General features: G+C 63.5%; 8 protein-coding genes and 1 pseudogene. 4 read left to right on the forward strand and 5 right to left on the reverse strand.

The features are described from left to right. Positions 1 to 231, reverse strand: a pseudogene (locus SR3_RS24120) (WecB/TagA/CpsF family glycosyltransferase); the annotation flags it as partial. A gap of 272 nt (positions 232 to 503) precedes the next feature. On the opposite strand from SR3_RS24120, the gene SR3_RS24125 reads away from it, so the two are divergent. Next, positions 504 to 1,670, forward strand: coding sequence for a nucleotide sugar dehydrogenase (locus SR3_RS24125; RefSeq protein WP_068091745.1), 1,167 nt, complete (start codon positions 504 to 506; stop codon positions 1,668 to 1,670). 10 nt (positions 1,671 to 1,680) lie between these two features. On the opposite strand, the gene SR3_RS24130 is transcribed toward SR3_RS24125, so the two are convergent. The 3 genes from SR3_RS24130 to SR3_RS24140 all read right to left on the reverse strand — a co-directional run bounded on the left by SR3_RS24130 (position 1,681) and on the right by SR3_RS24140 (position 6,834). Beyond that, positions 1,681 to 3,822 carry a TonB-dependent receptor gene (locus SR3_RS24130; protein ID WP_068091703.1) on the reverse strand — a complete coding sequence of 714 codons (2,142 nt, stop codon included), beginning with the start codon at positions 3,820 to 3,822 and terminating at the stop codon, positions 1,681 to 1,683. 241 nt (positions 3,823 to 4,063) lie between these two features. Then, positions 4,064 to 6,088 carry an SPFH domain-containing protein gene (locus SR3_RS24135; protein WP_068091705.1) on the reverse strand — a complete coding sequence of 675 codons (2,025 nt, stop codon included), beginning with the start codon at positions 6,086 to 6,088 and terminating at the stop codon, positions 4,064 to 4,066. Between the two features lie 128 nt (positions 6,089 to 6,216). Then, positions 6,217 to 6,834 carry a hypothetical protein gene (locus SR3_RS24140; RefSeq protein WP_157099083.1) on the reverse strand — a complete coding sequence of 206 codons (618 nt, stop codon included), beginning with the start codon at positions 6,832 to 6,834 and terminating at the stop codon, positions 6,217 to 6,219. Between the two features lie 517 nt (positions 6,835 to 7,351). Between SR3_RS24140 and SR3_RS24145 the strand changes: the two genes are divergently transcribed. The 3 genes from SR3_RS24145 to SR3_RS24155 all read left to right on the forward strand — a co-directional run bounded on the left by SR3_RS24145 (position 7,352) and on the right by SR3_RS24155 (position 11,204). Next, a complete protein-coding gene (locus tag SR3_RS24145; RefSeq protein ID WP_407668203.1) occupies positions 7,352 to 7,861 on the forward strand; it encodes a CHAP domain-containing protein in 510 nt (169 codons plus the stop codon). 137 nt (positions 7,862 to 7,998) lie between these two features. Further along, on the forward strand, positions 7,999 to 9,036 hold the full coding sequence (locus SR3_RS24150; RefSeq protein ID WP_068091751.1) for a polysaccharide deacetylase family protein: 1,038 nt from the start codon (positions 7,999 to 8,001) through the stop codon (positions 9,034 to 9,036). Between the two features lie 191 nt (positions 9,037 to 9,227). Beyond that, positions 9,228 to 11,204 carry a M13 family metallopeptidase gene (locus SR3_RS24155; RefSeq protein WP_068091754.1) on the forward strand — a complete coding sequence of 659 codons (1,977 nt, stop codon included), beginning with the start codon at positions 9,228 to 9,230 and terminating at the stop codon, positions 11,202 to 11,204. Between the two features lie 22 nt (positions 11,205 to 11,226). On the opposite strand, the gene SR3_RS24160 is transcribed toward SR3_RS24155, so the two are convergent. Next, positions 11,227 to 11,925: a glutamine amidotransferase gene (locus SR3_RS24160; RefSeq protein WP_068091714.1), complete on the reverse strand. Its 699-nt coding sequence runs from the start codon at positions 11,923 to 11,925 to the stop codon at positions 11,227 to 11,229. Positions 11,926 to 12,263 lie beyond the last annotated feature (338 nt).

A 12,263-nucleotide genomic window follows, 5' to 3' on the forward strand; every position in this document is an offset into this window, starting at 1 on the left:
ATCGATGATGTCGGCGCGGTCGATCACGCCACGCAGCGCCGGATCGGCATGATAAGAGGCAACAACGCTGCCATTGGCAGAGGTGACGAAACGCGGCAGCGCCAAATCCCCGGCACGCGCCGCCTGCACATCATGCAGCATCATCGCGCCCAGCTGCGCGCAGGTGGCCTTGGTGACGGTGAGGCCGCCGATGGTCTGCGTCGGCGCGGCCACCTCATTTCCCCCTGACACCGTTTCCTCCTGCCAAGCAAGACTAGGACTGCATTGTAAAATCATAGCTCTATCGCAAGTCTTTGCCAACACAAAGCCCCGCGACCGGGCGCCGATCCATAGCAGGCCTCTCCTATGGTGCAACGCGATGGTGCAATGCAACAGGCGACAGCCCGAAGCACGCCGCGACGGGCCGAAACCGGGCCCGGTTGACAGCGGCAGGCGATCACGCAAGGGAGAAGCTGCAAGAAAACGGCGCTGTCCCGCCGCCGGTTGTCGTGAGTATGCCCCCCATGAAAATTGCTGTTTTTGGCCTGGGTTATGTCGGCCTGTCCAATGCGGTGCTGCTGGCCCAGCATCATGAGGTGGTGGCCGTCGACATTTCCGCCGACCGCGTGGCCATGCTGAACGCCCGCAAGGCGCCGATCGTCGATTCCGAGCTGGAAGAGTTTCTGGCCAGCAAGCCTTTGAACCTCACCGCCACGCTGGATGCGGCGCAGGCGCTGGAGGGGGCTGATTTCGTGGTGGTGGCCACGCCCACCAATTACGATGTCGACACCAGCCATTTCGACACCTCCTCGGTCGAGGCGGTGATCCGCATCGCCACGGCGGCCAACCCGCAAGCCACCATCGTCGTCAAATCGACGATCCCCGTGGGCTTCATCGAGGATGTGCGGCGGCGGCTGGGCACGCAGAATGTGATCTTCAGCCCCGAATTCCTGCGCGAGGGCAAGGCGCTGCACGACAATCTCTACCCCTCACGCATCATCGTGGGCGAACGGTCAGAGCGGGCGGAGGTCTTCGCCAATCTGCTGCGCGAGGGCGCGGTGAAGCAGGATGTGGAAATGCTCTTCACCGATCCCAGCGAGGCCGAGGCGATCAAGCTTTTCGCCAACACCTATCTCGCCATGCGCGTCGCCTTCTTCAACGAGCTGGACAGCTTCGCCATCGCCGGCGGCATGGACACGCGCCAGATCATCGATGGCGTGGGTCTCGATCCGCGCATCGGCGATCATTACAACAACCCCAGCTTCGGCTATGGCGGCTATTGCCTGCCCAAGGACACCAAGCAGCTGCTGGCCAATTACTCCGACGTGCCGCAGAATCTGATCCGCGCCATCGTGGACGCCAACCGCACCCGCAAGGATTTTCTGGCCGACCTCATCATCGCCAAAAAGCCCAAGGTGGTGGGCGTCTACCGCCTGACGATGAAGGCCGGATCGGACAATTTCCGCCAGTCCTCGATCCAGGGGATCATGAAGCGGATCAAGGCCAAGGGCATCAAGGTGGTGATCTATGAGCCGGAAATGGCGCAGGATGAGTTCTATGGCTCGGAGGTGATGCGCGACCTGCCCGCCTTCAAGGCGGCCAGCGACGTTATCATCGCCAACCGCATGGCCGCCGCCATCCGGGATGTGGAGGAGAAGGTCTTCACCCGCGATCTGTTCGGATCGGACTGAGCGGGCCTGATCAGATCGTTTTCGTCACCCCGACAAAGAAGCCCCGGCGCGCGCCCCATTGCGGCGCGCCCACGCCCACACCCGCACCGTCGCGGATCTGATAGGCATGATCGCCGACATTGATGATGTCGAAGCGCAGCTCCACCCCGGGCCGCTCAAGCTTGTAGCTGGCTGACAGATTGACCTGCGCATAGGCGGGCAGATGCGCGCCATTGGGGATCTCGCTGCCATCGGCCGCCACGCCCGCCGTGCGCAGGCCCGAGCCATAGATCAGGCTCGATCCCAGCTTCAGCCCCTTCATCGCGCCCTGCTTGAAGGCATAGTTCACGCCTGCCGAGCCGGTGTAGGTCTGGTCGTGGTCGAGATAGATGTAGTGGTTGGCGATATAGGCCAGTTCCGCCGCGCTGAAGTTGAACTGGCTGGAGCTGATGCCCTTGCCCTCCGCCTTCGCCATGGCGATGTTGCCATAGATCGACCATGGCCCATGGTTGTAGCTGGTGTTGAACTCCACGCCCCGGATGCGGCCCTTGGCGTAGTTGAAGGGCGTCTGGATGATCGGCGCGCCGAACTGGCCCTCATCGATCAGATTGGTCGAGAGGCGGTAATAGGCATCGATGCCCAGGCTGAAACCACCCTTGATCTTCTGCTCGAATCCGACATCGAAATAATGCTGGCGCTCGGCATAGGGCGTCGTGTCGAGCGTGTTGCTTGCCGCCGCGCTGGTGCCCGCCACCTTGGCCAGATTGGTGCCGCCGACCAGTTCGAACGGCGGGGGCGAGAAATAGCGGGCATAGCCCAGATGGATCGCGGTGCGCGTGGCCGGCTCCCACACCATGTTCACGCGCGGCGAGAACTGGCTCTCGGTGCGATAGGCGGCATAGCGGTCGAAACGCCCGCCATAATTGACCGTGACGGTATCGCCCAGCTTCCACTCATCCTGCAGATAGAGGCTGGTGGTCCAGGCGTTGCTGGCGCTGTTGTCGAGAATATCCACCGGCTGGCCGGTCTGCGCGCCGCTGTCATCCACGGGGAAAGCCCATGTGCCGGTGCGGCTGATGGCGTGATCGTGCTGCACATAGAAGCCGAAGCGCACCGTATGCGCATGGCTGACGCGCCACACGCCATCCATCTGGCCCGAGAGCGCCAGATCGTTCTTGAAGGCATTCTGCGCCGTGCCGTTGAACAGCAGCTCCCCGGTGACATCGGGGCGATAGATCAGCTCCGAATAGCGCGCCGCCACCGAGGTCTGCAACGTCAGCGCGCCGGTGTGGCGCAGCCAGGCCAGCTGCCCGAAGCCGGTGCGCTCCAGCTGCTGCTCGTTGAGATTGTCGGAGAGGTAATCGCTCTGGCCACCCACCTCATAGCCCGGCCCGGTCTGTGCGGCGGAAAGCCCGCGCGGATTGGGGATCTGGAAATGCTGGTTGGCGAAACCGCCCAGAAAACTGATGCGATTGTCGGGGTCGAGAATATGGTCGATATAGGCGAAAGCCTGCCCCTGATCGGTCTTGTCATGCAGCGGGGTGGAGCTGCCATCAACGCTCTCGATCCCCAGCCTGTTGTGCTTGAAATCGCCCGAGACGAAGTAATTGGTGTTCCCCGAGGAACCGCCATAATCGAAGCTGGGGTTGATCGAACCATGGCTGCCGCCATAGAGCGAAACCTCACCGCCCTTGGCGAACATGCCGCTCTTGGTGGTGATGTCCATCACGCCCGCCGTGCGCAGCCCATATTGCGCGGGCAGAGCGCCGGTCAGCAGGGCGAAATGGTCGATCAGCCGGGGCGACAGCGTCTGGCCGAAGACCGCCAACCCTTCAGGCAGGATCGTGCCGTTGACGCGATATTGCAGATTGGCGTGATCGTCCCGCACATGGAACTGCCCGCCGCCATCCTGCGAAACGCCGGGGATCTGCAGCAGGATCTGGTTGAACTGCTGGTTGTCGCCGCCGGGCAAGGCCTGAATCGCCGCCTGACTGACCCCATAGGAATCAGCGCCCAGCGCAGGCTGAATGGCGGCCCGCGCCTCATCCAGACGGCGGGCGGTGACCACGATGGTGTGTTCAGGGGCGGTATGCTCAGGCGTGCTTGCGGGCTTGTCCTGAGCCGGGGCCGCAGGCTGGCTCTGGGCCAGCGCCGCGCCGGGCAGGCTGATCATGGCAACACAGGAAAGCAACAGGGGGCGCAAACGGTCATCCTTCGCGGCGGGGGCCGAACAGTCCCGGGGCTTTACATGTCATGAGACAAAGTCACCATCCGTCATTCCTCTACCCCAAAGGACTGGACGCATGGCAACCGGGGCCATCGGAGATGCTCGTATTAGAACATAAAATTCCCATAAAAAAGAGGGCGCCCGCAAGAACGCCCTCTCCTTCCTTGCCAGACCGGATTTCGCGGGATTACGCGGCCGGCTGCTCGGCCTCGCGCTTGCCTGCGGCGGCCTCGCGGCTTTCCAGCATCGCCTCGCCCTTTTCAGAGAGCAGCATACCGATCAGCGCCGCCATGGGATTGGCCCCCGCGCCCAGCGCGCCACCCTCGCCACCAGACGCGCCGGTCTGGATCTGGATGCGGGGCACGATGTCCACGCCCGACTTCTCCAGCGCCTCGGCCAGCCGCTCGACCACCTGACGGGTCAGCTGATAGCGCGCGCCGCCCGAAGCCTCGGCCTGACGGGCGATGGTTTCGGCGGTGGCGAGACCGGTCTTGGTGATGCGCTCGGCCTCGGCGCTGGCGATGGCCACCATGCGCGCGGCCTCGCCCTCACCGATGGTGCGCACGCGGTCGGATTCGGCGCGGGCCTGCATGCGGGTCTGCTCGGCGGCCTGAGTCGCCATCTTCAGGCTGGCCTTGCCCTCATTCTCGCGCACGATGATCGAGAGTTCGGACTGGGTGATCGAGGTCTGCTGATCGGCGCGCGCCTGCGCCTCACGCAGCGCCTTCTCGCTTTCGGCGGCGATGCGCTGCTTTTCATAGGTGGTCACGCGTTCCTCGGCGACCTGACGTTCGCGCAGCTGCTGCAACACCTTCTCGATCTGGTCGTTGCCACCCGTGGCGCGGGGCGTGCCGATCAGCACCTCCTGCAGCTCCAGATTGTAGCCGAGGAATTTGGCGCGCATCTCCTCGCTGGCCTGAAGCTGAATGTCGCTGCGTTCCTGAAGCAGCTCGATCAGCGTCTTCTTCTGGGCGATGTTCTTGAAATAGGCCGAGACCATCGGGTCCAGCGTCTGCTCGACCAGCTTCTTGATGTCGCCGAAGCGCTGCACCACCAGCGGCGCCTTGCGGTAATCGATATGCACCACCACCGAGAGCGGCAGATTGGGTTCGAAGGCATCGCGGGTGATCAGCGAGACTTCCGACAGATTCTCGTCGAACTTGTGCTGCCCGGTGATGTCGCTCTGCCACTTGAGGATGAAGTTGGTGGTGGGCACGATCAGAATCTTGCCCGCATAGGTGTTGAAGGCATATTTGCCGGGCAGCAAAGGCTCGCTCCACACGCCGCGCGATCCGCGCGCCACCAGCTCGCCATGGCGGTAATCCTCGCCCGAGGTGTCGCCCGTATCGGCGCCGGTGTAGCTGATCACCACGCCGACATGGCCGACCTCGATGATGGTCTTGCCGACCATCTCCACCGTGGCAAACAGCCGGTTGATGAAATAGCTGCCCTCGACCAGCACCTGCAGCTGACGACCGCGTCGGCCACCCGCCGCGATGAACTTTTCCGGGTCCTGAAAGGAGTTGTGGAAGCTGGCGCTCTGCTTCTGATCGGTGCCCACTTCCGGCGCGATAATATGGTCGGCGGTCAGCGCCGGGCCGTCATGCACGGTGACGATGCCGATCTGGTCCGAGGCATCGCGGATCACCACTGCCTCGAAGCCATTCCGCCCGGCGATCAGGTTTTGCATCTGGTTGAACAGCTCGCCATCGCTGTAGTTCAGCATCAGGCCATGGATCTGCTCACGCGTCAGCACCACGAATTGCGCGGTGTTGATGGCATAGGTGCCCTCACGCAAGATGGTGCGCTGCGGCCCCTTCTGCCCGCCATGCGTCAGGAAGGCGCGCACATCGAGGAAATCGGCGGTGGCGGCATTGCTGGCCAGCGTCTGGGTGGGGCCCAGCGGCGCACCGTCACGCGCGAAAATATAGCCGATCTGCCCCTGCGGGATGGTGACCAGCGACTGCGAGTGAATGCGGTACTGGAAGGGGAAGAAGAAGTGGAAGCCGCCGCGCAGCACATCGGGCTGGTAACCGGCCTCGCCTTCCAGAGCGATCAGGCCAGCGCTCACCGATCCGGCACGGCTCCACAGCTTTTCGACCACGGCAACCCGGTTGTTGCCGACATAGCGCACCATGCGCGAAACCAGAAAAAGCACGAACACAAACAAGCCTAGCCCGGCGGTGCCGCCGAGCGTGATGACGTTTTGCATGGGGGATGACATCCTGTGGTGTCTTTTTGAAAGCCGCCAAGGTTGAGCGGCCACCTTTCATTTACGACTGTTCAAATAGCGATTCCAGTAAAATCGGAGTCTCTACTTTGGTCGTATTTCAGGTAATCTTATATCTTGTCTTCACCGTAGCGCGCCTCGACATAGGTGGCCATGACCAGCGCCTTATCCTGAGCCTGCCTGGCCTGATCGCGCGCCTGCTGCTCAAGGGCGGCGGCGATGCGGGTCAAGGCGGCGGCGCTTAGCTCGCGCAGGGATACGGCGTCCTCCGCCTGCACGGCGCCGCGCCCGGCCTCGACCATGGCGGAGAGGTCGCGCAGCAGTGCTTGCGTCGCCGAATCGCCCAGATCAGGACGCAGGCCCGCGATGCGATCCAGCGCTGCATCGCCCTCTGGCCCGAAGGCCCCGCGCCCGCGCGCCAGAGCCTGACGCAGGTTGTGCGCAGCCTGAGCTTCCGCCTGATCACCCGTGTTTAAGGGTTCCGCCGTGAACCGGTCCGCCAGCGCCGCCAGACCCGTCGCGCCCAGCCCAACCGCGCCATAGAGCGCCAGAAACCAGCCGCTCATACCCGGCACATGGGCCAGCCATAGGTCCAGCCCGCCATGCGTCTGAGTGGCAAAGCGCCAGCCATCCACCCCCAGCGCCAGCAGATAGGCCGGCACCACCGCATGCACCGCTCCGCCGCCCACCAGCTTCCATAGCGGAATTTTTCGACGCCTCGCGGTCATGGGGTGGTTTTAGCACTGTAGGGGCCAAGAAAGAAGAAAGATGCGAGGGGGTTACCCCCTCGCGCTCCCATGACGTCTTCCGACGATAGAGCAGTAAGCGCCCAACCTCTCCACCAGCGCAAGGCGAAGCGCCGCAGGCAGATTATCCCAAAAAATGGGCTGTGCGGGCGATTTAACGCCTGCGGCGTGGCGAGCTTTCTCAACGCCGAACCCGGTGCGCAACGCAGACATTAACGGGAGCGCGAGGGCGCCTTAGCTTGTCGCATGCGACAAGCGCACGCTTATGGCCCTCTCATTTTCTCTTCACTCCTTGTTCACAACACCCCCTGTGGCCATACCGCAACGCAACAAAGCCACACTGCGACACCCCGGCCACAGCTCAACTCGGCGCGTTTTCGACGAGCCGATGAACCGTTGTTCAAACACGATGACTGCCCAGCGCGGGGGCTGTCCCGCACCGCACAAACCGCTAACAAGACTGCATCGCCGGGGTCGGTGGTTAACAAGGGATTTCGGCGTGTCGCGTAACTTCTTCGGTGCAATCAAGAACTTGCGCAACATTGTCATGGTTATCGCGGGCGCAGCCGGTCTTACCGCCGCCCTTCCCGCCCAGGCCCACACGCAGTGCGCTCCTTATGCTCGTGAGATTTCCGGCATCGAGCTGCATGGCGATGCCAAGGATTGGTGGGCGCAGGCCAACGGCGTTTACGCTCGTGGCAACACCCCCCGCGAAGGTTCGGTTCTGGCGTTTCGTGCGACCCACGCGATGCGCTCGGGCCATGTCGCCACCGTCACCAAGATCGTCGATGCCCGCCACGTGATGCTTGACCACGCCAACTGGTCGCGCCCCGGCATGATCGAGCATGCCGCTCTGGCCGAAGACGTTTCGGCCAATGGCGACTGGAGCGAAGTGCGCGTGTGGTACGCCCCGATCCACGCTCTGGGCCTGCGCGCCACGCCCGCTTTCGGCTTCATCTACAACAGCGCCCCCAAGGACGAGAGCGTTCGCCTCGCCATGCGCGACTAAGCAACGCGCGACCGATCCGCGATCCGCGGACCCAGTTTTCCCGACTTTTTTCCATTCATCCATACTGTAACACCGTCATGGCTTGATGGTGGCGGATGGCGGCTTATGGTCGCTTCATCTTGAACTACGGATGGATCATGATTTCGTTCCCCACAATCAGCAGACTGGTTCTGGCCGCCGCTCTCGCATCGGCAGGCTGCATCGCCCATGCCGCACAGCCCACACATGCCGCGCAGCCCGCGCGCGAACCGGAGCATCCCCGCGAAGCCGAAACCTTCACGCCGCCTGCCGCCATGGGCACGGTCGCGCTGACCTTCGACGATCTGCCCGGCCTCAGCCTCACCGCCGATCAGCCCTATCTCGATTACATCAACCTTATGCTGCTGCGCGGGCTGAAGAAGCATCATTTCCCGGCCATCGGCTTCGTCAATGAAAGCAAGCTGGACCGCCCAACGCGCAACCAGCAGATCGCCAATGTGAAGCGCTGGCTGGATGCGGGGATGGATCTGGGCAACCACACCTACAGCCATGAATCGCCCAACGATCTGGGCGCCGAGCGCTACACCGCCGACATCGCCAAGGGCGAGCCGGTGACCAAAGCCCTGCTGGCCCAGCACGGCAAGACCATGCGCTATTTCCGCCATCCCTATCTGGAGACCGGATCGCCCGGCCCGGTGAAGGACGCCATCGACAGCTGGCTGGCCAGCCATGGCTACACCATCGCCCCGGTCACCATCGATGCCGATGACTGGGAATTCGCGCAGGTCTATGACGATGCCATCTATCGCCATGACGAGCCGCGCCGCCTGCAGGTCCAGCGCGAATATCTCGCCTATACCGAGCGGACGATCGGCTGGTATCAGCGCGCGGCCCATGCGGTGTTCGGGCGGCAGATCGCCTATGTGATGCTGCTGCATGACACGCGCCTCAACGCCGACAGTTTCGAGGCGCTGGCGCAGATCCTGCAGCGCCGCCGCCTGAAACCCGTCACGCTGGAACAGGCGCTGAAAGACCCGGCCTATCGCACCCGCGATCCCTACACCGGCAAGGACGGCATCGACTGGGTGGAGCGCTGGTCCGATGAACTGCACAAGACCATGCCCTGGTCGACATGGCAGGATCCGCCCAAGCGGATCGAAGACGAGTATGAAAAGACCGAACACGATCGGCACTGACAGCTGAACAAGGTGGCGGCCTGTCCGATTGACAGGCCGCCAGTCCTCACGCAATCTTGTTTCATCGCCGGAATATTTTCCGTCCGGCATCAGCGCTGGCGCTTCCGCGCCCTTTCAGCTGGAGACATGATTTGCCCCATAGTTTCAGGCTTCTCGCCTCCGTCGCCTTATTCACTCTTTCCGCGCCGCTGATGGCCCAGACTGCTCCGGCGCCCGCGCCGCCTGCCGCCTCCACCCCGGCGGCCAGCGCATCGGCCTGGGGTGTCGATCTTTCGGCGCGCGATCTTTCGGTCAAGCCGGGCGACGATTTCGACGACTATGCCAGCGGCAGCTGGAAAAAGCGCACCACCATCCCCGCCGACCGCCCCTCGACCGGCACCTTCTACAATCTGAGCGAGGCGGTGCAGGCGCAGGTGCGCGACATCATCACCGCCGCCCCCAAGGACAGCCAGATCGGCGCGCTCTACACCAGCTTCATGGATGAGGCGCGGCTGGAAACCATCGGGCTGAAGCCGCTTCAGGCCGATCTGGCGCTGGTCAAGGCCCTGCCCGACAAAAGCGCCTTCGCCCGCTTCATGGGCGAAACCCAAAGCCGCTTCGGCAGCACGCTGATCGCCGGTTCCGTGGGGCCGGACACGGCCAATGCCGAAGTGAACGTGCTCTATATCGACCAGTCGGGTCTGGGCCTGCCCGATCGCGACTATTACCTCAACGACCAGTTCAAGCCCCAGCGCGAGGCCTATCGCGCCTATGTCCAGCGCGTGCTGACCGCCGTGGGCCAGAGCGATCCGGCGGCGGGCGCCGATGCGATTCTCGCCTTTGAGACCCAGATCGCGAAAATCCATTGGGATCAGGCCTCTCAGCGCGATCTCACCCGCACCAACAACCCCTATTCCACCGCCCAGCTGGCCAGCCATGCGCCGGGTCTGGACTGGAAGGCGTGGTTCGCAGGGCTGAAGGTCGGCCCGCAGCAGCGCATGATCGTGGGGCCCAACACCGCGATCAAGGGGCTGGCCAAGCTTTATGCCGATACGCCGTTGGCCACGCTGAAGCTGTGGCAAGCCTTCCATATCGCCGATCAGGCCGCGCCCTATCTCAACAAGGCGATGGTCGACAGCCGCTTCGCCTATGTGAAGACGCTGGCCGGGGTGAGCGAGAACCGCCCCCGCTGGAAGCGCGGCATCGATCTGGTCAACGGTTCGCTCGGTGAGCTGGTCGGGCAGGTCTATGTGGCGCGCCACTTCACCCCCGAGGCTAAGGCCAAGATGGAGGTGCTGGTCGCCAATCTGAAGAGCGCCATGGCCCATCGCATCGAGACCAACAGCTGGATGAGCGCCCCCACCAAACAGGCCGCCATCACCAAGCTGTCCAAGATGGACGTGATGGTCGGCTATCCGGACTTCTGGCGCAACTACAGCGGCTTGAAGGTGGATGCGGGCGATCTCTACGGCAATGTCGAGCGCGCCGCCGCCTTCAACGAGGCCTATGATCTGGAAGACCTCGGCAAGAAGGTGAACCGCAAGAAATGGGGCATGACGCCTCAGACGGTGAACGCCTACAATGGCGGGGGCGAGAACAAGATCGTCTTCCCGGCGGGCATTCTGCAGCCGCCCTTCTTCAACCCCGACGCCGATGATGCCGTCAATTACGGCAGCATCGGCGCGATCATCGGCCATGAGATCAGCCACGGCTTCGACGATCAGGGCCGTCGCATCGACGACACCGGCGCGGTGCGCGACTGGTGGACCGCCGAGGACGCCAGGCGCTTCGAGGCCGAAACCAAAGTCTTCGGCGAGGAATATGGCCGCTTCGAAGCCGCCCCCGGCGCCTTCCTCAAGCCCGAGCAGACGATGGGTGAGAACATCGCCGATTTCGCAGGGATTCAGGTGGCGCTCGATGCCTATCACACCGCGCTGGGCGGCAAGCCTGCCCCGGTGCTGGATGGCCTCACCGGCGATCAGCGCTTCTTCCTGGCCTATGCCCAGAACTGGCGCGCACTGCAGCGTGAGGATGCCTTGCGCAATCAGGTGGCGGTCGATCCGCACAGCCCGGCGCGGTTCCGCGTGCTGGGCCCGCTGCCCAATGTCGATGGCTGGTACAAGGCCTGGGACGTGAAGCCGGGCGACAAGATGTACATCGCGCCCGACAAGCGCGCGAAGATCTGGTAAGCAAGACGGGCGGGGCTGAGGTTTAGACCTTCAGCCCCGTCAGCCATTCGCGGATCATCGCCTGACCCGCCGCTACCGCGCTGGGGCCATGCAGGGCATGGGCAGCACGCAAATCGGCCTCTGTGCCACCGGCCTCCACCACGCTTTCGGGCCATTGCGCGATCCAGGCGTCGAAACGCGGGTCCAGCCCCATTTCGGCATGGAACTGAAGGGCAAGCAGATTGGGCCCCCGGCGAAAGGCCTGATGCTTGTAGACATGGCTGGAGGCCAGCAACTCCACCCCCTCGGGCAGGGTGAAAGTGTCGCCATGCCAGTGCAGCACCGGCACATCGGCCAGATGGCGCAGCGGGCTGGCCGGATCATGCACCGTCACGGCATGGAACCCCACCTCCTTGCGCGGCCCGGCATAGACATCCGCGCCCAGCGCCGCCGCGATCATCTGCGCGCCGAAGCACACGCCCAGCGTAGGGCGATCCGCCGCCAGCCGCCGCGCCAGCTGCTTCAACTGGCAGGTGATCCACGGATATTGCGCCTGTTCATAGACACCCATCGGACCGCCCATCATGATCAGCAGATCGGGCCCGCACAGATCGAGGGTGGAAAAAGCCGGATCGGTGACATCGATGCGATCGACCTTGAAGCCGGCGGCCTCGATCGGCGCGCGGTAACCGGCCACGCCTTCATGCGGCACATGGCGGATGATCAGCGCATCGCCGCTCATGCGGAGCGACCGGAAACAGGGCGAAGCTGCGGAATCGTGACGGAACGGGCCATCGCCAAACCATAGCCAGCTTTGGCGCGGCGGCTCAATGAGGAAAGCCGGGCCGAGGGACTAGACTTTGTTGGCCTGCGCAAAGCGCCGGTTTGGGCAGGGCTGACCGGCATAGATTTTCTTGCACCACAGGCAGCAGGTCTTGCGTGATTTAACTCAACTCATTCAGTAGAGAAACCATGTCCGATCCGCAGGCCTTCTCCTCCACGCAAGGCCTGCGGATCGGGCCGCGGCTTTTGATCCTCGTGTCAGCTTGCTCCGCGTCATCAACCGCTAAAGCGTGCGAA

This window comes from Novosphingobium rosa NBRC 15208 (assembly GCF_001598555.1).
Lineage (GTDB): Bacteria > Pseudomonadota > Alphaproteobacteria > Sphingomonadales > Sphingomonadaceae > Novosphingobium > Novosphingobium rosa.